Annotated in this window: 14 protein-coding genes and 1 pseudogene; 8 read left to right on the top strand and 7 right to left on the bottom strand. The window is 55.3% G+C overall.

From position 1 onward, the window contains the following. Nucleotides 1–261 precede the first annotated feature (261 nt). Nucleotides 262–2,079 (bottom strand): ABC transporter ATP-binding protein, encoded by a 1,818-nt coding sequence (locus tag IQ254_RS19470; RefSeq protein WP_193967825.1) that lies wholly within the window; start codon nt 2,077–2,079, stop codon nt 262–264. Nucleotides 2,080–2,252: 173 nt separating this feature from the next. Here IQ254_RS19470 and IQ254_RS19465 point away from each other — a divergent pair, with 173 nt between their 5' ends. Continuing rightward, nucleotides 2,253–3,248: a GDSL-type esterase/lipase family protein gene (locus IQ254_RS19465; RefSeq protein ID WP_313887500.1), complete on the top strand. Its 996-nt coding sequence runs from the start codon at nt 2,253–2,255 to the stop codon at nt 3,246–3,248. A 777-nt stretch (nt 3,249–4,025) separates the two neighbouring features. Next, complete coding sequence (locus tag IQ254_RS19460) at nt 4,026–7,379, top strand: hypothetical protein (protein WP_193967824.1); 3,354 nt, start codon at nt 4,026–4,028, stop codon at nt 7,377–7,379. A 334-nt stretch (nt 7,380–7,713) separates the two neighbouring features. Here the strand turns inward: IQ254_RS19460 and IQ254_RS19455 are convergent, their stop codons facing one another. Genes IQ254_RS19455 through IQ254_RS19445 form a run of 3 tightly spaced genes read right to left on the bottom strand, consistent with a single transcriptional unit; the run spans nt 7,714 to nt 13,938 of the window. Further along, a complete protein-coding gene (locus IQ254_RS19455; RefSeq protein ID WP_193967823.1) occupies nt 7,714–8,967 on the bottom strand; it encodes an OFA family MFS transporter in 1,254 nt (417 codons plus the stop codon). A 5-nt stretch (nt 8,968–8,972) separates the two neighbouring features. Beyond that, on the bottom strand, nt 8,973–11,495 hold the full coding sequence (locus IQ254_RS19450; RefSeq protein ID WP_193967822.1) for a glycogen/starch/alpha-glucan phosphorylase: 2,523 nt from the start codon (nt 11,493–11,495) through the stop codon (nt 8,973–8,975). Nucleotides 11,496–11,529: 34 nt separating this feature from the next. Continuing rightward, entirely contained in the window at nt 11,530–13,938 is a 2,409-nt protein-coding gene (locus IQ254_RS19445) for a phosphoketolase (protein WP_193967821.1), read from the bottom strand. Between the two features lie 551 nt (nt 13,939–14,489). Between IQ254_RS19445 and IQ254_RS19440 the strand changes: the two genes are divergently transcribed. Together IQ254_RS19440 and yghU are read left to right on the top strand one after the other, a co-directional pair. Then, nucleotides 14,490–14,750 (top strand): hypothetical protein, encoded by a 261-nt coding sequence (locus tag IQ254_RS19440; RefSeq protein ID WP_193967820.1) that lies wholly within the window; start codon nt 14,490–14,492, stop codon nt 14,748–14,750. Nucleotides 14,751–14,773: 23 nt separating this feature from the next. Next, complete coding sequence (gene yghU, locus IQ254_RS19435; protein WP_193967819.1) at nt 14,774–15,652, top strand: glutathione-dependent disulfide-bond oxidoreductase; 879 nt, start codon at nt 14,774–14,776, stop codon at nt 15,650–15,652. Nucleotides 15,653–15,762: 110 nt separating this feature from the next. Here the strand turns inward: yghU and glnA are convergent, their stop codons facing one another. After that, nucleotides 15,763–17,181: a type I glutamate--ammonia ligase gene (gene glnA, locus IQ254_RS19430; protein WP_193967818.1), complete on the bottom strand. Its 1,419-nt coding sequence runs from the start codon at nt 17,179–17,181 to the stop codon at nt 15,763–15,765. A gap of 469 nt (nt 17,182–17,650) precedes the next feature. Here glnA and apcB point away from each other — a divergent pair, with 469 nt between their 5' ends. Together apcB and IQ254_RS19420 are read left to right on the top strand one after the other, a co-directional pair. Further along, entirely contained in the window at nt 17,651–18,160 is a 510-nt protein-coding gene (gene apcB, locus IQ254_RS19425) for an allophycocyanin subunit beta (RefSeq protein WP_193967817.1), read from the top strand. A gap of 48 nt (nt 18,161–18,208) precedes the next feature. Further along, nucleotides 18,209–19,459: an FGGY-family carbohydrate kinase gene (locus tag IQ254_RS19420; RefSeq protein ID WP_193967816.1), complete on the top strand. Its 1,251-nt coding sequence runs from the start codon at nt 18,209–18,211 to the stop codon at nt 19,457–19,459. Nucleotides 19,460–19,471: 12 nt separating this feature from the next. On the opposite strand, the gene petG is transcribed toward IQ254_RS19420, so the two are convergent. Further along, a complete protein-coding gene (gene petG / locus IQ254_RS19415; protein ID WP_193967815.1) occupies nt 19,472–19,585 on the bottom strand; it encodes a cytochrome b6-f complex subunit V in 114 nt (37 codons plus the stop codon). Nucleotides 19,586–20,320: 735 nt separating this feature from the next. Between petG and IQ254_RS19410 the strand changes: the two genes are divergently transcribed. Together IQ254_RS19410 and IQ254_RS19405 are read left to right on the top strand one after the other, a co-directional pair. Beyond that, nucleotides 20,321–20,974 carry a hypothetical protein gene (locus IQ254_RS19410; protein WP_193967814.1) on the top strand — a complete coding sequence of 218 codons (654 nt, stop codon included), beginning with the start codon at nt 20,321–20,323 and terminating at the stop codon, nt 20,972–20,974. A gap of 288 nt (nt 20,975–21,262) precedes the next feature. After that, entirely contained in the window at nt 21,263–21,436 is a 174-nt protein-coding gene (locus IQ254_RS19405) for a hypothetical protein (RefSeq protein WP_193967813.1), read from the top strand. A gap of 104 nt (nt 21,437–21,540) precedes the next feature. On the opposite strand, the pseudogene IQ254_RS19400 reads toward IQ254_RS19405, so the two are convergent. Further along, nucleotides 21,541–22,201, bottom strand: a pseudogene (locus tag IQ254_RS19400) (cobyrinic acid a,c-diamide synthase); the annotation flags it as partial.

Here is a 22,201-nt window from a genome sequence, read left to right as displayed (position 1 = left end):
GCTCCATAATATTGCTGGCTGAAACGTTCTATATCAGCCAGTTTCGGGCATGACGGGTCGTTTGACTTAACCCATGTCCGTTTTTCTTGGCGGCTCGTCACTGGACAGAGAACTTCCCACTGTCCAGTAAAGCAAAGCAGCGGATTAAAACCCCCTCAATCGTAAGGCTAGGGCAAAATTGCTGTACCGGCTAACAAGAGCCATAAATAAAGACGCTGATCCTGAGACCAGCGTCTTTATTTTGGCTGTGTTGCCAACTTTCTAGGCCACCATTTCCCCGGTTTCTTGCAGTACGTGGAGGCGGTGATAGATACCGCCGTGGGCCAGTAGCTGCTCGTGGTTGCCCACTTCAGCAATGCGGCCTGCTTCTAGCACTACGATTTTGTCGGCCTCCCGCACGGTGCTGAGCCGGTGGGCAATGATCAGCGTCGTGCGAGTGCCCAAAATAGCGCGCATGGCCAGCTGAATCGAACGCTCTGACTCGTAGTCGAGGCTGGAGGTGGCTTCGTCGAAGATCAGCACGTCGGGGTTGACCAGCAGGGCACGGGCGATGCCCAACCGCTGTCGTTGCCCACCCGAGAGGCGTACCCCTCGTTCGCCGACTACGGTGTAGTAGCCCTTGGGCAGGCGATGAATGAACTCATCTACCCGAGCAATGCGGCAGGCTTTGTTCACCTGCTCCATTGAGGCGGCGGGGTTGCCGTACCTTAGGTTGCTGAGTAAGGTGCCGTTAAACACATCCACTTCCTGGTGCACGATCGCCAGCTGTTTCCGATATCCCGTCACATCTAGGCGGCGAATGTCTTCGCCGTCGATTAGAATGCGGCCGCTGCTGGGGTCGAAGTAGCGAAACAGCAGTTTCACCAGAGTCGACTTACCAGAGCCCGATCGCCCCACCAGCGCCACCGTTTGATAGGGCTCGATCACGAGATCGATGTTTTGGAGTACGGGTTTGTCGTCGGCATAGCCAAAGCTCACTTGGTCGAAGTGCACCTTGCCGGTAAAGCAATAGTTGGGCATGCTCTCGGGAGCATCGGTGAGGTTAACCACATCGGTACCTAGGGGCTCGCCCATAAACTCGTGATACCGCAGCATTGAGGCATAGCGGCGGGCAAAAATTTCCGCCAGGTTGCTAATGGGCTCCAGCTCCGAGTAGGCCATACTCGACACCGTCAGGGTGGTGACAAAGTGCCCTAGGGAAATGTGCCCCCGCAGGGTAGCGACTAGCGTCAGCACTAAAATGCCAAAGACGCAGCTTTGAATAATTAAGTCCTGCCAGGTGGTGAGAATGACGTAGCCCCTGTGGATAATGTAATCCACCATGGTGAACTCGCGCTCCAGTCGCTGGCTCTGCCGCCGCAGTTCTTCGGCCTCGGTGGCAAAGGCTTTCACCGTTTTGATGTTGGTGATCAGCTCCGAGGTGCGGCTTTCGGTATTTTCAATGTAGCGATCGAGAACTCGTTCTTTTTGAGTGAGCCGAATCAAGTCCTTGAGACTAAAGCCCAGGATCACAACGAACGACACTAAAAACACCAGGGCAATGCGCCAGTCAATCCAGGCAATCAGTAAAAAGATCCCGGCAATGCGAAAGAGCTTAGGAATGAGTTGTCCGGCAATTTCAGGATAGGTCCAAGTGTGGTTAGATAGCCCCCGCGCCACTCGCCCCGCAATGCGGCCAGGGTTATTTTCATCGTAGAAACCCAGCGGCAGCGTTAGGAGTTTACTGACCACGGCCCTAGAGTGATCGCGCCGGGTTCGCAGGGCAATATCCCAGTGAAACCAAACCCCCAACCAGGGCTGAATCGGGGCGCGCACTACCGTAACGACAAAGATAACGGCCAGGAAAAGGGCGATGGCCAGCCCCGACCCGGCAGGGTAACCCCCTAGAGCCGCCACGCGATCGACCAGCCCCTGACTCAGCGGATCGATAGGCTGACTGGAGAGCACGTTGAGCAGTTGGCCAATGCAGTAGGGCACCGCCAAATCCACCACTTGAAAGAGACTACTGGCGGCAATACTAAACAGTGCCGCCCGACGGTAACGACCGTAGTAGCGAATGATTTGCTGAAAGGAAGTCATGACGCGAGAGGTTTGCTATCAGAATTTTGTAGTATACATACTACAGCACAGGTTTTTTGTTTTCGCAACCTCTGGCAGGGGAGAACAGTCAATTCCAGCTTGTTCTGGGCTAGGTTGCTGTTTGTGCAAGTAAGATAGGCCTGGCTGTTTTCGGGGAGCGGGTTCAAATCATTGTGGTCAATACAGTGCTTTGGGTGTTGGGGGCTGGTGCGGTTGTCGTCGCGATCGCAGAGCTGTTTTTACGCCGTCGATACGGCCTCGGCACCCCGCCCCTCTATGTGGCCGATATTCGCACGGGCTACCGCCTCGCTCCCAACCAACGCCTCCGGCGGCGAGGTCGACGCATTGAAATCAACCAATACTCAATGCGAGGGCCAGCGATTGCCCGTCAGCGACCGACTGACACCCTGCGAGTACTGATGCTGGGGGATTCTATTGTCAACGGTGGCTGGTGGACTGACCAGTCTGAGTTGCTCTCCCTTCGGGTGCAACAGGCCTTGGCGGCACCAGATCTCCCAGGCTGCAAGGCCGTTGAGGTGCTCAACGCCTCGGCCAACTCCTGGGGGCCCCGCAACGAGCTTGGCTATGTGCTGCGGTTTGGCACCTTTGATGCCCAGGTGGTGCTGCTGGTGCTCAACACCGACGACCTGTTTGCGATCGCCCCCCACAGCTGCGATCTGGGTCGCAATCCCCAGTATCCTACTCGCCGCCCGCCCCTGGCCCTGTGGGAAGCCCTATCTCGCTCCCGCTCCTACAAACCCAGCCCTGAACTACAGGCCCTGCACGATCAACCGGGCGATCGCGTCGGAGTCAATTTAGAGGCGATTCGTCAGCTTCACCAAACCGTTCAGGCTGCTCAGGGTCAGCTACTATTGGCGATGACTCCCCTGCGGCGGGAATTAGAAGGCGAAGGCCCCAGAGACTACGAACGGGTGGCCCGCCAGCGGCTGACCCATTTTGCCCATAGCCAAGCGATTCCCTATCTCGATTTTTTGCTCCTGCTTAAATCCACTAACTATGCGCCGCTGTACTTCGACCATATTCACCTCAGCACCGAGGGCAACAGTTGGGTGGGGCAGAGCATAGGGAACTGGGTAGCCAACCTGTGGATTAAAGCTAATGATGATGCCTATCAGTCCTTGGATGAGCCCATGGGTGACCTCTGGTAACTAAAACTCAAAAGTAAGGCCGTCTACCGATGGCGGTAAAACGGCCTCACAAACCGTACTCACGTGCTCTAACAAACTCACCTAACGAATTTAAAAGATGAGCAACAGCAACAGACCGGTGACAACAAAGGAAAAGACCTCTGCCATGCCGCGGGGCCATTCGCTAGATAAATCACGCTCCCAACCGCAATGCAGACAGACATAGTAACTCTCTGCTTTAGTGACCACGGTATGACGCCCACAGTGTGGGCATTCCAGGTGGTGAGGGTGGTGGGGATGCGAACTATCTAAGTAGGGGACTAACATACAACTTCCCTCCTAAGGGTTCTGAGGTTTACAGGAAAAGAACCAGAGGTCATTATCCTAATGATGCTCTTTTCAGCTGCTACCCTCATGAGAAGATAGTTCCTAGAGACAATTCCAAAATTTTGGAGTAATCTCTGAGAGTCATTAGAACAATGTTCTGGTGATTGGCGGTCAGGGAAGCCAGCGGCCTAATGCAGGATTCCCTGACCTTATTTTTAGAGGATTAATGAATTCTGTATACAGGTGAGAAGGGGGCCTCACTCCAAATCCTGGGGTGATATGTGGGCTATTCTCTCCAGAATTTTTGTATTGTTTTTTACAAATAATTTGCTGTTCAAGTCTTTTAGCTTTTTTTTGGTAGCTCAAACTACACGATCAAGACAAGCTTCATGGGAACTTGATAGAGGAGAGGGGGCGGCAGTGCGGGCCAAACTTTCCTAAAACTGGTCAAAAAGTTTCTCAACTCTCGGAATGCCTTCAGATAGCCCGGCTGATTACGAACGCAGCTACCATCTGTATTATTATCTATGCGCTTGTTTAGCCTTTACCCAAAAACCAAGTGGTGCCATTAACGCCAAAGCAATCGAGGAGCACCTGGGCAAAAAAGAGTTGCGTAAGGTGGTCACTGCCCTTTTACAGGATGATTTAAGCCCCGATGAGCGAAGCAGGAAGCTGGGTCGTCTTAGCCGCACCACCACAGGCGATGTAGTAAAGCTACTGAGCAATCTACGCAACAGCCTGGCTGAAGGCTATCAAAATTTTGAATTGCCGCACACCCGAGTTTTGGCTGTTGAGGACATGCTCACTACCCTCTCCAAGCTGGTTGAGCTTGCACCAGAGGAGCGCCATGCTTTGGGTTTGCAAGCGGGAGATGGGCTTACTCTACTGCAGCGATCGCTGCTGATTTTGCAAACCGTAGGCGGGTTAGAAAATTATGAAATGCTGTTGCGCCTATACAAGGCTACCGTAGGGCTCGATTTTTCCCAAGCTGAGATCGCGCTCAAAAACCTGGGTGAGGTAGATGACTTAGTTAACGATGTTGTGCGACAATCCTTAGCCTTTCTGCCATCTCAGGATGCTCGTAAAGCTAACAGTTCAAACGTTCAAAGACGTGAGGATACGGTCAAAGAACTCACTCGCAAGGCTCAGCGAGAGGTGCGCCGTCTATTAGCCCGCAGTGGCAATCAGCAATTGTCTAGCTCTGGGGAAGCCATTGTCGACTACTACGTGCGTCAGTACTTGCAACCCGCCTTCGTCAAAAAACTAGCCCAAACTATCGTTGCCAATGAGCGACTGACCGATCAATTCCCGGTATATCTCAAGCGCATTACGCTGACCCCGTCGGGGCCACTGCCCTTTGCCGATAAAGAGTTGGATGTATTGACCCAAAGCAGTGGCCCCTACCCGCCCTTACTACACCCGGCCTTGCGTCAACTCGACCAGTCCATTAGCCTCACCCGTTATCTAGAGCTTCCTGGGCCCGGAGATTATGAGTTGGCATCCCAGGAATCTACCCAAGTAGTGGTTGAGTTCTATGTCAAGGTACCCCAAGGTTACGAACCAATCATTGGCGATGTGCTCGATCGTCTAGGAAGTCAAGATCGCAGGCGCATTGACTTTACGGTTAGCAGTACCGGCATTGGCGGTGCCCTATCCCACGTAATTAAGGTCATCAACAAGGCGCTGCTGCAAGACATTCCCTGTCTGAGAGAGTATTTCCCAATCGCCCACGATGTGACCTCAACCCAGGCCATTATTCGCGATAATGTGGCCTCGCCAGTATGGGCCCATAGCCTAGTTAAATTGTGCCGCCGACAGCTGGTAGGAGAAACCCTTAACGCTTGTCAAGACAACGAATTTAGCGATTACGAAAACTTTTCCTTTGCCGACCCAATTGGCCATGGCGACTACTGTGGGTTTGATTTTTTGCTGTCTCAAGCCCAGGCATCTTTGCAGGCACGCTTGCAGGCGATTCGCAGCGCTGGCATTCGGCCTGACAAGTATATTCAACAGCTGTGTCAACGAGTAGAGCGTTCCCAGGTAATGCAAGATGCCTGGACTTGCCTCCAGGGTTACCCCTTCTCATCCCTAGCTATGATCGGCATGATTGAGCAAAATCTGTTACCAATCGGCCCAGACGCAGAGGCTCAGCTTCAAAAAACCGATCCGTACATTTATTTTGATGCTTGTCTTTCCATAGTCGAAGCCCTATTGGATGAAGGCGTATATCGGCCTGTACGCCCCTATCTAAGGCGGTTGGAAATTTTAGATCGATTTGTTGAGCAGGGGCTAGAAAGTACCCGCCTAGAAACCGAGCCTTTTGAAGTATTCTCTGGAGCTCTGGTAATTCGTTATCTGCTCTGCTTAGCCAACTATTACTATATCTATGACACTAGCGATCGCGAGCCTCAGTATTTACCCCCGGGATGTCAAGCAGATGTCAATCGAGATATTTTGGTACAGCGCGCTTGGGAAACCCTAGACCAGGCCCAGCGTCACGCCAGCCTGCGCCTGAGAAAATATGTGGTGCTCAACGAGGTTTCTCAGGGCACGTTTCACCCTCACTACTTGCTGCTCAGCCGCATGGCTTTCTTGAGAACCAAGCTGCTACTGTTTTTCCCTAGGCGGGTACCCCGAGATGACGACTATCTGCCAACAGAAAGCTTTGTCGGGCGTCAACGAACGGATGCTTCCATTCACTGGGGGCGTGTATATATGGCAGAGAAGGCCAGACTTTATGCAGCCGCAGATGGCGATAGTGAAGTGTATGCCTGCTATGCAGCTATGCAAGCCTGGGTTTATCTAATTGCTGCCTACACCGAAGCTGGAAAGCTAAACTTAATCACTCAAACTAACGGCAATCGCTCCAGGCAGCTTGACCCAAACCAGTGTTTCGCTTGGGCTAGGCAACTGCGAAATCATGCCCTGATTACCTACGCAGAAACCGGACGACAATGTTACTACCAAATCAAAGAAAAGAGTGGCCTTCTCAAAAACAATCTGGATGAATTTGGTGCCTACTACATTGAAAAAATTCCGCCTATTTATGAAACCAGAGGACCTCAGTATAGCCAACTTGTACAGTCAGAAAAACAGCTGCTGGTTCTAGATATGTCGCTACTGGCGGTCAATCCCAAAGACCTGCCTAAGGTGTCACCCCATCATCCCACCCGCACTATTTATTTGTTTGGCACGAATGCCTGCCATTTGTTTTTTATTAGGGGTCTGTTTATGGTATGCAGTAACGTGGCTAGTGAATTTGATCCTGATGATGCTCCTTTGACAGAAATTGACTGGGAGGGCAAACTATTGCATGCTACCCGTTTACTGAACACAGCTTGGGCTATAGCTGAAGAAGGGGGAGTAATCGAAAAAGATAAACAGGATGATAAACGCACTTATCGCATTTCTCGTGCGTTTAATCTAGAGAAGCAGGTCGGCGCTTTTTCTTCCCCAGAAATTGACTCTATCCGCGACTTGTATCCTCGACGAATTAATGAAATTTCTGACCTGGGCAAAATTTTTGCAATTGCCTGCATGGTGTTAAGACTATCACTGGTGCAGGATAGCGATCGCACGGCTTTGGAAACAGACATTGACGCCCTTTTATCTAGCCTGCACAATGCCCATAGCCTGAAGAATTCATTGACCCAGAGAGCATTGCTTAAGCGCCAAAAACGCTACAACGGTCACCTTGAGAGCTACTTAGCGCAAGCGAAAAAATGCCTCCGAAACCATCAGCAACAAGCCTGCCAACCCAAAGCGATTTGGCAAAAGCGAGACGATCTGTTCTCGGAACTGTTTTCAACTTTGGGTGAAACGTGAGGGCTACCTGGGTCTAGTACGTAAGACCAAATCCGATTTGGGAAACTCTGATTCATAATCAGGAACCTCGTAGGGGCATAGCATGCTATGCCCCTACGAACCGGGGGTATTCAGGCAGGATTTGGTATAAGACCTAGTGCCAGGTTATACCAATTCAATTTGAGGATGCGCTTAATACAGCATCCGTGATGAACTCCCATCCAGCCACCGATTGTTAAGGGCTGGCTCTAAAGCTGGAATCGCTGAAACGACGCCGTCTCGTTGAGTAGCAGGGCAATAAGGCGACGGAGAAATACGGGTTTTGGCTTATCCCGAACTCAGGTTATTTTAGTTGTTAGGATGCCGTGGCTCGTTCTCGTTTGAGCAGCACCCCGGCTACAAAAATGCCAATTATCGCCAAAATCGCCATCGGATAAAACACATAGTTGTAGGTGCCAAATAAATCTCGAATTCGACCCGTTGCTAACGTGCCAACCAACGCCCCCGCGCCATAGGCCGTAAAGACAATGCCGTAGTTTTGAGCATACTGGTCAGGGTTAAAGAAACGCAGCGTGATCGTGGGAGCCATGGCTAGCCAACCGCCCAGACAGAACCAAAACAGGCAAAAGGCCATCAGATAGGTGGCAACCTGGCCAGGGCCAGCATTGATCATCAATACGCAGGCGATTAAAACCAAACCATAGGAGAAAATTGCCACATAGTGAGGCTTAACGCGATCGCTCAGCCAGCCAAATAGCGGTCGGCTCACGCCATTGAACAGCGCAAATAAGGAAACACTGCTAGCGGCCACGGTCGGACTAATCTCAATAATTTCTTGCCCGACGGAGCTGGAGATGCCGATCGCACTCAAGCCCACTAAGGAGCCGATCGCATAGCAAATCCACAGCCCATAAAACGATCGGCTCCTGACTAAGTTGCGCGGGTAGGCTGGGGCCGAGATTGACTTAGCGGCGGCGACATAGCGCTGCGGATGCCAATCCTTAGGCGGCAGCTTCATCGTCAGAGCAATGACTACAATAATCGCGGCAAACGCGATTCCCAAAATGCGTAGGGTGGGTCGCACGGAGTAGGTCGCGATCAGGTAATTAGCCAGGGGAGCGGTGACCAGGGGCGACAGCCCAAAGCCCACAATCGTCAGCCCCACCGCCAACCCTTTCTTGTCGGGAAACCAGCGCGATGCCACTACCATGGGCACACCGTAGGCAATACCAACGCCCGTGCCCGCCATCACCCCATAGGTGAAAACCAGGGTACTGACCTGGGTTGCAAAGCTAGAAAGAAGATAGCCCACCCCCACGACAATACCGCCGATCGCCGTGGTGGTGCGGGTACCAATCCGAGGCATGTAAAAGCCCGCGATCGGCATCAGCGCCGCATAGAAAACCAGTACAACGGTATAGGGCAACAGGCTTTGAGTCGCACTTATGCCCAGTTCGTTTTCTAAGGGAGTTCTAAAAATGCTCCAGGAATACACGCTGCCCAGGCAGAGCAGAACTGTCATACCCAGGGGAATCAGAAACCACCGGCCTTGCTCTGCCGGTCGCCCCAGGATGGTTATCTCTGGTCGATGAAGAGTCGTTAGATCCATAACCTCTACCGAGTCATCGCTGCTGTCGCTGGGTCATAGGCCGCTACGGGCACCTTGACGGCACCAACCCGCCAAATATCCTGGCAGTACTCGCGGATGGCGCGATCGCTCGAAAACCGACCCATGTTGGCCGCATTCCAGATCGACATGCCGGTCCAGTGTTCTGGGTCGCGGTAGGCTGCACTCACCTGGTCCTGACAGTCGATGTAAGCCTGATAGTCGGCCAGCAGCATAAATGGGTCGTGGTAGAGCAAGCCATCGATCAGGGGCCGAAACAGCTCAGGATTGTCGGGGGAAAAATGGCCCGACTGCACCCGGTCAATCACCGCCCGCAGGGTTTCATTTTCGGCATAAATGTCCCAGGGGTAGTAGCCCTCGGCCTTGAGCTTCGCCACCGCCTCGGTGCGCAGGCCAAACAGGAAAAAGTTGTCGGCACCCACGGCTTCCCGAATTTCGACATTGGCACCATCCAGCGTGCCAATGGTGAGGGCCCCGTTCATGGAAAACTTCATGTTGCCGGTGCCCGAGGCTTCCTTACCGGCGGTAGAAATTTGCTCTGAGAGGTCGGCGGCGGGGTAGACCCGCTGGCCAAAGCTGACGTTGTAGTCTGGCAAGAAGACGACCTTGAGGCGATCGCCCACGTCCGGGTCGTGGTTGACCACATCCCCCACCGCCGTAATGAACTTAATCATCAGCTTGGCCATGGCGTAGCCCGGCGCGGCTTTGCCCCCAAAGATAACGGTGCGGGGCTGCATATCGATGGCCGGGTTGGCCTTGATCCGGTTGTAGAGCGTGATGATGTGGAGCACGTTCAGGTGCTGGCGCTTGTACTCGTGAATGCGCTTCACCTGCACGTCAAACAGGGAGTCGGGGTTGACGACAATGCTGGTGCGCTGCTGAATGTGTGCCGCCAGATCCCGCTTATTGGCCAGCTTGATCTGCCGCCACTGCTGCCGAAAACCGGCGTCCTGGGCAACGTTTGTCAGATGGTGCAGGTCGTCGAGGTGGCGAATCCAGCGATCGCCAATGGTGCTGGTAATTAATTCGCTCAGGCGGGGATTGCTCTGCACCATCCAGCGACGGGGGGTAACGCCGTTGGTTTTGTTGTTGAACTTTTCGGGCGAGACGGCGTAGAAGTCTTTGAGGATGGTGGACTTGACCAGTTCGGTGTGGAGGGCGGCGACCCCGTTGATCGAGTGGCTGCCCACGCAGGCGAGGTTGGCCATGCGCACGTAGCGATCGCCGCTTTCGTCAATCAGCGACAGAGCCTCCAGCTGGGCCGGGCTGAGCGACCGCTGCCGCCCCTGCTCCAGGAAGTGATAGTTGATCTCCAGAATGATTTCCAGATGGCGCGGCAGCAGCTTGCCGAACAGCTCAATGGGCCATTTTTCTAGCGCTTCGGGCAGCAGGGTGTGGTTGGTAAAGGCAAAGGTACTCTGGGTGATGTGCCAGGCCGTATCCCAGTCCATCTGGTGGGTATCGATCAGCAGGCGCATCAGCTCCGCCACCCCGATCGCCGGGTGAGTGTCGTTGAGCTGGGCGGCAAACTTCTCGTGGAAGGTCTCCAGTCCCTGACCGCTGCTCAGGTGAATGCGGATCATGTCTTTAAGCGAGCAAGACACAAAGAAAAACTGCTGTTCAAGGCGCAGTTCCTTGCCCTGAACCATCTCATCGTTGGGATACAGCACCTTGGTCAAGTTTTCAGAGGCCACTTTCTGATCCACCGCCCCGTAGTAGTTGCCCCGGTTAAAGGCCTGAAAATCAAACGACTCGGGAGCCTCTGATTTCCACAGGCGCAGGGTGTTGGTGGTGTTGCCCTGGTAGCCCAAAATGGGCGTGTCGTAGGGGATGCCCTTGACGATCTGGGCGGGCACCCACCGCACCCGGTAGTGACCACGGCGATCGAGATAGGCTTCGGTATAGCCACCAAAGCCGACATTGACGGCAAAGTCGGGCCGGGCAATTTCCCACGGGTTGCCGTACTGTAGCCACTTGTCGGTAATTTCGACCTGCCAACCCTGGCGGATCTCCTGGTCAAAGATGCCAAATTCGTAGCGAATGCCGTAGCCGATCGCCGGAATCTCTAAGGTAGATAGAGAATCCATGTAGCAGGCGGCCAAGCGCCCCAGACCGCCGTTGCCCAATCCCGGCTCTTCTTCCTGCTCAATCAGCGCCTGCAGATCTAGGTTGGAGGCGGCTAGCGCCTGACGCACCGGTTCACGAATGCCCAGGTTGATCAGGTTGTTCTCCAGGTGGCGACCCAGAAGGAACTCCGCCGACAGGTAGCACACGACCCGCGCCGCTGGATCGCAGTAGGTGCGGTTGGACTGCAACCACCGGGGCATGAGGCGATCGCGCACCGTATAAGCCAAAGCCAGATAGAGATCATTTTGGGAGGCCGTCTCAGGAAGCTGTCCCTGCAGGTAGTAGAGATTGTCGGTAATTGCTCGCCGCAGGGTTTCAATATCTAAACCCGTGCGATCGTCTTCGATTTGAACCGGGTTGTGTGAGGGGGGTGTTGTAACCATGGGACTATTTTTTGAAGAGTACAAACGGATCGATCTAGCCCGGCCACTGCCAACCGGTAATTTCTTCTGAGTCCATGCCGTGGGTATGGGCATAGGCGACACATTCAATGATCTTGTTTTTCATCCGTTCCTTGACATAGGCGGCGGCTGAGCCCAGCTTGGGCACCCGGTCAATCACGTCGATCACCAGGTTGAAGCGATCGATCTGGTTGTTGATCGCCAGCTCCAGCGGGGTGTTGATGTTGCCCCGCTCTTTGTAGCCCCGCACGTGAATGCGCTCCTGGTTGGCACGGCGGTACACCAATTTGTGAATCAGCCAGGGGTAGCCGTGGAAGTTGAAGATCACCGGCTTGTCGGGGGTGAACAGAGAGTTGAAGTCCCAGTCGGATAACCCGTGGGGATGCTCTCCTGCCGACATCAGCTTGAACAGATCGACTACGTTGATGAACCGCACCTTGAGATAGGGAAACTCTTCCCGCAGAATCGCCGTCGCCGCCAGCGACTCGAGGGTGGGAATGTCGCCGCAGCAGGCCATCACCACGTCGGGAATGTCTAGCTCCGTGCCGCAGTCGTCGTTGCTGGCCCAGTCCCAAATGCCGATGCCCTTGGTGCAGTGCTTCACCGCCTCCTCCATCGACAGGTACTGGAGGTGCTTCTGCTTGTCGGCGACAATCACGTTGATGTAATCCACGCTGCGGAAGCAGTGGTCGGCCACCGACAGCAGACAGTTGGCATCGGGCGGAAAATAGACCCGCACCACGTCCGGGTTTTTGTTGGTGACCAGATCGACATAGCCCGGGTCCTGGTGGCTAAAGCCGTTGTGATCCTGCCGCCACACCAGGGACGACAGCAGAATATTGAGCGAAGACACCGATCGCCGCCAGGGCACATGGTTGCGGCAGACATCGAGCCACTTGGCGTGCTGATTAAACATCGAGCCCACCACGTGGGCAAAGGCCTCGTAGGTGTGGAACAGGCCGTGCCGCCCGGTGAGCAGATAGCCCTCCAGCCAGCCCTGGAGCGTATGCTCGCTGAGCATTTCCATCACCCGACCGTCCCGCGACAGCTGACTGCCATCGAGATCTTCGGGGTACAGGTCGGCCATCCAGACTTTTTTGGTCACCTCGTACACCGCCTGCAAGCGGTTAGAGGCGGTTTCATCTGGCCCCATCAGGCGGAAGTTGTCGGGGTTGTCCCGCATGATGTCTCGCATCAGGAAGCCCAGCACCTTGGTATTTTCAAACGTCACGGTGCCCGGTCGAGACATCTCGATCGCATAGTCCTGAAACGCGGGCATTTTCAAGGCTCGGCGCAGCAGCCCGCCGTTGGCGTGGGGGTTGGCCCCCATGCGGCGATCGCCCTCGGGAGCCAGCGCCTTCAGCTCGGGGATCAGCGTTCCATTTTCGTCAAACAGTTCTTCGGGTCGATAGCTGCGCATCCACTCTTCCAGCAGGCGCAGGTGCTCGGGGTTGCTGTGCATGCCGCCCATGGGTACCTGGTGGGCGCGCCAAAACCCTTCCACCTTGTGGCCATCGACCTCCTGGGGGCCAGTCCAGCCCTTGGGCGTGCGCAGCACAATCATCGGCCAGCGGGGCCGCTCGATATTGCCGCCAATACGCGCCTCTCGCTGCACGGCCTTAATGGCGAGCATGCACTCTTCCATGACCGCCGCCATCTTCCGGTGCATCTCCGCCGGGTCGCTGCCCTCGACGATGTAGGGGGTGTAGCCATAGCCCCGAAACAAATACTCCAGCTCCTCCACCGAGATGCGGGCCAGAATCGTGGGGTTGGCAATTTTGTAGCCGTTGAGATTCAAAATCGGCAGCACGGCCCCGTCCCGCGCCGGGTTGATGAACTTGTTCGAGTGCCAGGCCGCTGCCAGGGGGCCGGTCTCGGCTTCGCCATCGCCCACCACGCAGGTGACAATCAGCTCCGGGTTATCTAGCACGGCCCCGTAGGCGTGGGAAAGGCTGTAGCCCAGTTCACCGCCCTCATGGATAGAGCCGGGGGTCTCGGGGGTAACGTGGCTACCGATGTGGCCAGGGAACGAAAACTGCTTAAAGAAGCGGCCCATGCCCTCAAGGTCTTCGCTCTTGTCGGGATAGAGTTCAGAGTAGGTGCCTTCTAGATACACCGGCCCCAACACGCCGGGAGCCCCGTGCCCAGGCCCCGCCATGAAGATCATGTCCAGGCCATACTTTTTGATCAGCCGGTTGCAGTGAATGTAGGTGAAGCTCAGGGCCGGTGAGGCACCCCAGTGGCCCAGCAGGCGATGCTTGACGTGCTCGGGCCGCAGCGGCTGCTTGAGCAGGGGATTGTCGCGCAGATAAATCATCCCCACCGCCAGGTAGTTGCAGGCCCGCCAGTAGGCGTCCATGCTGTGCACATCTGCCTCAGTCAGCGCTGATTGAGTAGCGATCGGTTGAGTAATTGCGTGAACCATGACGTATTATCTCCCTCAGAATGATGTGTCCTAGCCTGCACAGCACTCAGGCTGCATCGCAGATCTCCGCATGGCCGCAACAGACCAGCAGATTTACTAACTCGATATCTACCGGCTGAGGATCTAACCCTCATCCAAATGCCGAAATGGAGTGCTATCCGTGAGCAAACTACAGTTGCCAATCTTTTCGATCTGGACTTGGCAGCGCCAACTTGATAGGAACGTAAGTAATAGAACTCTTTTTCATTGTGTGAGAGATTAACGCGAAATACTGTTTTTGAAAATACGTTGGCGAATCTTAAGCTGACTGGAATTTTCAAAAATTGTACAGATTGAGCTTTTTAGAGAGTTAAGAATTTATTGGCTTAGGCTTAAATCCACTGGCATCGTTCAGCAAAGTAATTCAAGTCACTAAATAGGACTCTATTTGGTAAGATTAATAACCTAAAACTTCTCTCGGCGATCGTTTAGGGCAATAATATTAAAACTTCTAGCAAATCCACCATTTGTTTAATTAATGGAAACTGTAAGAAATTTCTATGCATTAACCCATGCCGCTATATACCTGGCTCCGTCCCTATGCTAGCGATCGCGACGACAACCTCAAGACCAAGCAGCGCGTCGCCCAAAAAATCAAAGCGTTGCGGGTGGCCCTAGAGGAGCACTCTGGCGCGGCAAAACTACGCCCCGGCAATCGTGCCCAGAGCACAACGACATGGGGGCTTCGGTGGCGAGCAGGCAGTAAATGCGCGGCGGAGTTGGCGGCATGGCAGGCGATCGGACTAGAGACTACGCTAGGCTGTCAGGCGTGATTGCCTTACACCAAAGCTACCCCATGGAAACACCGTCAACTTACACACCGCCAAAAGTCTGGCAATGGGATGCTGAGAATGGGGGCACCTGGGCCAAGATCAACCGGCCCATTGCCGGCCCCACCCACGACCAAGACCTGCCAGTGGGGCAGCATCCGCTGCAGCTCTACTCCCTGGCGACCCCCAATGGTCAAAAGGTCACGATCATGCTGGAAGAGCTTCTGGCTCTGGGTAAGTCTGAAGCTGAGTACGACGCCTACCCAATCAAAATTAACCAGGGCGACCAGTTTGGCAGTGGCTTTGTGGCCGTCAATCCCAACTCTAAGATTCCTGCCCTGGTAGATCAAAGCACTACCCCCCCGACCCGCGTATTCGAATCGGGGTCGATCCTGCTCTACCTGGCGGAAAAATTTGGCGCTTTTCTGCCCACCGAGCCAGCTCAGCGGGCAGAATGCCTATCCTGGTTATTTTGGCAGGTGGGCTCAGCGCCTTACCTGGGGGGTGGTTTCGGGCATTTCTACAGCTACGCCCCCACCAAAATTGAGTACTGCATCGATCGCTTCACCATGGAGACCAAGCGGCAGCTGGACGTGCTCGATCGCCAGCTAGCCGATCGGCCCTACATCTGCGGCGCGGCCTACACCATTGCCGACATCGCCATCTGGCCCTGGTACGGTGCGCTGGTCTTGAACCACCTCTACAATGCCGCCGAGTTTTTAAATGCCCAGTCTTATACCCAGGTAGTCAGATGGGCCGAGGCGATCGCAACCCGGCCAGCGGTACAGCGCGGACGCATGGTGAACCGCACCTGGGGGCCCCCCGAAGAGCAACTCCACGAGCGCCACGCCGCCAGCGATTTTGGGACCCAAACCCAAGATAAGCTAGAGGCAACGGCCGAATAGACCTCAGCCTCTATGCTTAACCAACGTGACGGCCGACATAGGCGGTAAATATACTAACGAAGGCCAGGGCCTGAACCCTGGCCTTCGCTATATCTACGAGCGCTGCTCCTCTAGCAATCGTAGTAGAGCGCCAGCTCGTAGGGGTGGGGCCGCAGGCGCATGGGGTTGACTTCGTTATCGAGCTTGTACTCGATCCAGTTGCTAATGAAGTCTTCGGTAAAGACGCCAGTGCTAGTCAAGAAGCTGTGGTCAGCTTCCAGGGCCTTGAGAGCATCCAGCAGTGAACCAGGGGTCGAAGGAATCTTCGCCAGCTCCTCGGGGCTGAGGTCGTAGATATCCACATCCAGCGGGTCGCCGGGGTCGATCTGGTTCTTGATGCCGTCGATACCGGCGCAGAGCATGGCCGCAAAGGCCAGGTAGGGGTTCGAGGTGGCATCGGGGCAGCGAAACTCTAGCCGCTTGGCCTTGGGGCTGTCGCCCGAGAGGGGAATGCGCACCGAGGCCGAGCGGTTGCCCTGGGAGTAAGCCAGGTTCACCGGCGCTTCAAAGCCTGGCACCAACCGCTTGTAGGAGTTGGTGGTGGGATTGGTCAGCGCCAGCAGGGCGGGAGCGTGCTTGAGAATGCCGCCGATGTAGTAGAGCGCGTTTTGGCTCAGGCCAGCGTACTTGTCACCTGCAAAGGTGGGTTCGCCGTTGTTCCAGATCGACTGGTGGGTGTGCATACCCGAGCCGTTGTCGTTAAACAGGGGCTTGGGCATAAAGGTGACGGTCTTGCCATACTTCTTGGCGACGTTTTTGATGCAGTACTTGTAGATCATCAGCCAGTCAGCCGCCTGAATCAGCTCGCCGAAGCGGATGCCCAGCTCGCACTGGCCGCCCGTAGCCACTTCGTGGTGGTGCTTCTCAATGGGCACGCCTAGCTTGGCCATGGTCAGCAGCATTTCGCTGCGCATGTCCTGGGAGGTGTCGGTGGGGGCGACGGGGAAGTAGCCCTCTTTGTAGCGGGGCTTATAGCCCAGGTTGCCGCCGGCTTCTTCTTTACCCGTATTCCAGCGGCCTTCGACGCTGTCGACGTAGTAGTAGGCCGAGTGCTCGTTTTGGTCGAAGCGCACGTCGTCGAAGATGAAGAACTCGGCCTCGGGGCCAAAGAAGGCGGCGTCACCTAAACCAGTGGTCTTGAGGTAGGCAATCGCCTTGGTGGCGATCGCCCGGGGGCAGCGAGAGTAGAGTTCGCCAGTGCGGGGCTCTTTGATGGTGCAAATCATGCTCAGCGTGGGCTCGGCCATGAAAGGGTCGAGCCAGGCACTGTCGGGGTCGGGCACCATCATCATGTCAGACTCGTTGATGGCCTTCCAGCCACGAATGCTGGAGCCGTCGAAGGCCACCCCATCGGTAAAGCTGCTCTCGTCAATCTGGCTCTTGTGCACGGTGAGGTGCTGCCAGATACCCGGCATATCAATAAACTTCAGGTCAATTAACTCAATGCCTTCATCCTCAATTTTCTTCAGGATGTCTGCTGGGGTTGCCATGAACTACTCCTTAGCCTCGATTAGCGTTCAATCTGCGGAAAAACCGACGTCGGTTCCGTTGGTGGCTGTTCCTCACGGGATAGCTGTTCCTCACGGGGAGGAGCCAGACATGCCAAAACCCATGCCGCTGATACGACATAGGTAAGCCAATACCGCTGGTTTTACAGGCATCAACGTATCTGCATAATCCTAGGAAGAGGGCATAGCCTGTTTTGTATCACCCACTACTTTTCGTCAGAGAAAGCCAACAAAAGAGCCATAACAGTCCATGATGTTTTGTAACGATTCACTCATGAAGTCCTGGCTCTGACGGGGCGTTGCAGCTTAGGGGGCTAACCCCCGTGGTATTCTTCTGGGAGGATAAAACCTGGTTTTTGCAGGGGTTAGAGCCTCAGGCCAGGGGTGGGTAATACACCACCATCTTTTTATGAAATGCTGTTTGCCAAGTGAGAGTTGGGAGAAACCATTTATGCGGGACGCTGTCACCACGCTCATCAGAACCTATGACAACACCGGGCGCTATCTCGATAGCAGCGCCCTCGATTCGATTAAGTCGTATTTTGATAGCGGCTTCGATCGCATTCAGGCAGCAGCTGTCATCAGCGCCAATGCAGCTGGCATTGTCAAAGAAGCGGGCGTCACTCTGTTTGAGCAGGTGCCGGAGCTGATTCGCCCCGGCGGCAATGCCTACACCACCCGCCGCTACGCCGCCTGCCTCCGCGATATGGACTACTACCTGCGCTACGGTAGCTATGCCCTGGTGGCGGGCAACCCCGATGTGCTCGACGAGCGGGTGCTCACCGGCCTGCGCGAGACCTACAACTCCCTGGGCGTGCCCATTGGGCCGACGGTCATGGGGATTGAAATCATGAAGGGTATCATCAGGGCCAAAGTTCAGGAAGCGGGTGTTGCGGATCCGGCTGTGGTTGATTATCCCTTCGACTACATGATGCGATCGCTGAGCGAGCTGAGCATCTAAGGCAGATTTGGGGAGGGTCAGCCGCGTTGTTGCTAGGGCTCTTTCCCGATGACGGTTACTTCCCTAGCCTTAGGTCTAGACTTTGGCACCTCTGGGGTGCGTGCCGCTGTGGTCAATCCGCAGCGGCATTTATGTTGGCAGCACCGAGCGAGCTACCCCGACCTCCCGGCTCCAGATTGCTGGCAGCAGGCCTTATTTAGCCTATTAGAGGCGCTGCCCCAGGATATTCGCCCGCAGGTGGGCCGTATTGCCATTGACGGCACGTCGGCTACGGTGGTGTTGTGTGATGCCTTGGGCGAGGCGATCGCGCCGCCGCTGTTCTATAACCATCCCTGCCCCGACTCGCTCACCACCGTCAAAGCCCTAGCCCCTATCCATAGCCCTGCGGCCAGCGCCACCTCTAGTCTGGCTAAGCTGGTGTGGTGGCACCAGGCGTTACCCGCTGAAACCTGGCGACGGGCCAGGTACCTGCTGCATCAGGCCGACTGGGTGAGCGCTCAGCTCCATGGCCAATGGGGGGTGAGTGACTACCACAACAGCCTTAAGCTCGGCTACGACGTGGGCCGTTTGGGCTATCCCAGCTGGATGCTGGGCCAGCCCTGGAGCCCTGTGCTACCTCGGGTGGTTGCGCCCGGAGCACCGGTTGGGCCAGTCATGGCGTCAGTAGCTCAGCGGTTTGGCCTGGCACCCCAGTGCCAGGTGGTCGCCGGTACCACCGACAGCATTGCCGCATTTTTGGCCAGTGGCGCTACCGACCCTGGGGATGGGGTCACGTCGCTGGGGTCAACCCTGGTGATTAAGCTGCTGAGTGACCAGCGCATTGAGGCTGGAGAGTATGGGATTTACAGCCACCGATTGGGTTTCCAGTGGCTGGTGGGGGGCGCTTCAAACAGTGGCGGTGCCGTGCTTGAAAAATTTTTTACCCGAGAGGCGCTAATCGCGCTGAGCCAACAGATTAACCCCGTCGAGGCTACGCCGCTCGATTACTATCCCCTGGTTTCACCAGGAGAGCGATTCCCCATTAACGACCCTGGGTTAGCTCCCCGCTTGACCCCTCGCCCCGACGACGATGTCGCCTTTCTCCATGGCCTGTTGATGGGCATTGCCCGAATTGAACAGCGGGGCTACGAACTCTTGGCCCAGCTAGGGGCTTCACCACTGCGACAAATCTACACAGCAGGGGGCGGAGCCGCTAACGAGACTTGGCGGCAGTTGCGGGCCAGCCTTATGTCTGTACCTATTAAAAACGCCGCCTCCGTTGAGGCGGCGGTGGGGAGCGCCTATCTAGCACTGCCCTGACTCGATATCGAGCTATAGATCGAACTGGTTGCCCCGGCGATATTGCATATAGGCCGCTACGAACAGCCCCGCTAGAGTGACCGGAATAAGCCCTAGAACAATGCCACTGAGTAACGGCTCAACCACAATCAGACTCCTTATCTCAACACATCAACACAAAAGATATTGCTCTAACCATAGCATTAATCGCGGCCCCAGGCCGGGGGTTACAGCCCTTGGCTGGGGCAAAGAGCTGTCGTGGCGGTGTTCTCTGGTGCGCTAAACCGTGGCTGCCTGGCCAACCAAATGTTAAGAAATCAGGACACTACAACAATATTCTGGTTTGAAATACTGGCCTTAATCGGCAGAGGAATGGCATTGTATACAATTTTTAAAGGCACTGTATACAATCTTTAGGAGCCAGGGTTCTCAGCGCTACCAGCTATGGTCTAAGTCGTCTCTAAGTAACGGTTAAGGAGAGCGGATTGGCGGTGACTCTGAGGCCAGGGGCGATCGCGTATTCCCCTGGTTCAGGCTGCTTTCGGGGCATGAGAGCAAACCTTGGATGACCACCTATCCTAAGCGTTGATATCCGCTTTGTGGATTAATTGAGCGAGGTTCGGAAATTGTATACAGCCCCCTAGGTGGCTTTGGGCGATGGCTTGGGGTATTGCTGTTTGGGTGGCTTCTAATGTTATTGTGTGAATCCTTACACGACTTTACCAAGAGAGCGTCTCTGGAGATTTTCTCGGTGTCGGCACGGTTGTTAACGTCATTTTGGTGGCTCTAACACTGTTTAAAAAGTGCCATCGAAATGCTGAGCTTTCTCAATTTGACGGGCTATTGCAAGGTTGTGACTCTTTAGAACTTAGGAACGATTTCATGCTGACTTACCTTCATCAACTCACCAGTCGGGCTCTCAAGGCCATGGCGGCTGGTGTTTTGGTATTCACCCTGGTTTTTGTGAGCTTGCCGGGGGCCTCTTCCCAAGCCCAGGCCGCGACGAAGGGCACCCTGACCGAAACTATGGATCTTGAGATGACTGAGGCGGCGCAGGAGTTTGTGGAGTCAATTCTCGACGAGTATGCCGATGTGCTCGAAGATTCCTTTAGTGCTGCACTAAAGCCCCTCAAGTCGGTGACCAAAGACCTGACCAAGCAGTTAAGCAAGGCCGCGAAGTCTCCCACCCCCGAAGGCACGTTAGATCCTATGGTTGAAAGCGCTACCACGACATTAGACGCTGCGGCTACGGCCTTTGATACCCTCGTGGCCGACACCGCTCAGTTTAAGACCACATTGGCTGCCGCCCCCGACCAGCTGAAGGTGGCTCTCGATACCCAGTTAGGTGCCAAATTCGACGACCTGCAACAGGCATTTGATGCGGTCTCGGGGGCGATCGCTACCCTGTCCAGCGATACCGCTGAGCTCGGTGCCGCTGACCCCGCCGAGGCTATGACCAGCCTCACCGAGCATTCCACCCTGCTGACCGAAGCCATTGAGTCAGCTAAAACAGCCATTTCTGCCTTTGGCGATTAGGTCGAGCCTGGAGCCCTAGGGATCCCTCGGGTTGGGCTGAATCAAACGGCAAAAGCCTACGTTGCCATCCCTAGTACCGGGGATGGCGTTTTTTTATTACTTGGCCTCTATCCTGACTGAGGGCCTGACTGGGAGCAGGAGGATTGCTCTGGGATTTTGGCTGGGCGTGATGTTTCTTCTCGGCAGTATCTTTGCATTAAACCTGCTCATGCCAGGTACACAGGCTGTGTTTGGTATCTATTTTTACGGTTTGCTAACATAGATGTATTCCACACAGGAGGTTTTGTTATGGCCACTCAAGCGTCTAAAGCCTGGACCACTGACCAACTAATTCAAATGAGTAATGCCCTGGGTAATGGTTATCTGCCCAGCCTCAAAGCGGCTGGAATGGCCACTGGCGATCGCTGGACTGTCCAACGCCACATCCAGGCTTCTGCCATGCGCGCTCGGGCCTATCTGTAGGTCGATGGCGAAGCATCGGCACAACCTGTCGCACCAGCGCGATGGCGTGACAGGTGATGACAGACCGGCCCCTCTTTATCCCAGTAGTGGAGAAGAGGGGCTTTTTAGGCGCATTGTTGACGATATTGACGGCAGGTGGTTACGAGAGCCTGGGCAACCTCGGGGCAGCCGCCCCAGTGCAGGTGCAGGTAAGAGGCCTGAATCTGGTTCAGGCTCCAGCCTTCGGTGGCGTGGGGGTGGGCGGCCCCGTAGCGCGTGAACTGGTAGAGGGGGTGGGCTGGCTGGGTATCTATCTGGGAGCGATGGAACTCATGGCCCCACAGGGTTTGCCCCGGTGAGAGTAGCAGACTGGGCTGCTGGGCGATCGCCTGTCGGTAGCCCAGGGTGAGTCGCCCGGTCATGCGTACGGTGGTGGGTAAGGCGCCCACCATCGGCCAAGATTTTTCGTCAAGATCGATCAGGGTAGTGGCCAGATACATCAGTCCGCCACACTCGGCGTAGGCGGGCAAGCCCTGGTGCAAAAGGGTTTTAAGTTGGGTTAAACATTCTCGATTATCGGCTAGCGCCGCTGCAAACATCTCGGGAAAACCGCCGCCGAAGTAGAGGCCGTCGATGGCGGTGGGAAGGTGTTCATCTGTTAGGGGGCTCCACGGGACGAGCTCAGCGCCTAGGGCCGTGAGAATGTCGAGGTTGTCGGGGTAGTAGAAGCTGAAGGCGGGGTCTTGGGCGATGGCGAGGCGGGGACTTGAGAGATGGGGAGATGGG

Source organism: Nodosilinea sp. LEGE 07088 (assembly GCF_015207395.1).
Taxonomy (GTDB): Bacteria; Cyanobacteriota; Cyanobacteriia; order Phormidesmidales; family Phormidesmidaceae; genus Nodosilinea.
The sequence above is the reverse complement of the archived record's forward strand: the minus strand, read 5'-3'. Positions and strand labels throughout refer to the sequence as shown.

What these genes read in the sequence shown, in the direction of transcription:
- IQ254_RS19470 (WP_193967825.1), bottom strand. Translation starts at nt 2,079, where the DNA reads ATGACTTCCTTTCAGCAAATCATTCGCTACTACGGTCGTTACCGTCGG.
- IQ254_RS19460 (WP_193967824.1), top strand. Translation starts at nt 4,026, where the DNA reads ATGCCTTCAGATAGCCCGGCTGATTACGAACGCAGCTACCATCTGTAT.
- IQ254_RS19455 (WP_193967823.1), bottom strand. Translation starts at nt 8,967, where the DNA reads ATGGATCTAACGACTCTTCATCGACCAGAGATAACCATCCTGGGGCGA.
- IQ254_RS19450 (WP_193967822.1), bottom strand. Translation starts at nt 11,495, where the DNA reads ATGGTTACAACACCCCCCTCACACAACCCGGTTCAAATCGAAGACGAT.
- IQ254_RS19445 (WP_193967821.1), bottom strand. Translation starts at nt 13,938, where the DNA reads ATGGTTCACGCAATTACTCAACCGATCGCTACTCAATCAGCGCTGACT.
- IQ254_RS19440 (WP_193967820.1), top strand. Translation starts at nt 14,490, where the DNA reads ATGCCGCTATATACCTGGCTCCGTCCCTATGCTAGCGATCGCGACGAC.
- yghU (WP_193967819.1), top strand. Translation starts at nt 14,774, where the DNA reads ATGGAAACACCGTCAACTTACACACCGCCAAAAGTCTGGCAATGGGAT.
- glnA (WP_193967818.1), bottom strand. Translation starts at nt 17,181, where the DNA reads ATGGCAACCCCAGCAGACATCCTGAAGAAAATTGAGGATGAAGGCATT.
- apcB (WP_193967817.1), top strand. Translation starts at nt 17,651, where the DNA reads ATGCGGGACGCTGTCACCACGCTCATCAGAACCTATGACAACACCGGG.
- IQ254_RS19420 (WP_193967816.1), top strand. Translation starts at nt 18,209, where the DNA reads ATGACGGTTACTTCCCTAGCCTTAGGTCTAGACTTTGGCACCTCTGGG.
- IQ254_RS19410 (WP_193967814.1), top strand. Translation starts at nt 20,321, where the DNA reads ATGCTGACTTACCTTCATCAACTCACCAGTCGGGCTCTCAAGGCCATG.
- IQ254_RS19405 (WP_193967813.1), top strand. Translation starts at nt 21,263, where the DNA reads ATGGCCACTCAAGCGTCTAAAGCCTGGACCACTGACCAACTAATTCAA.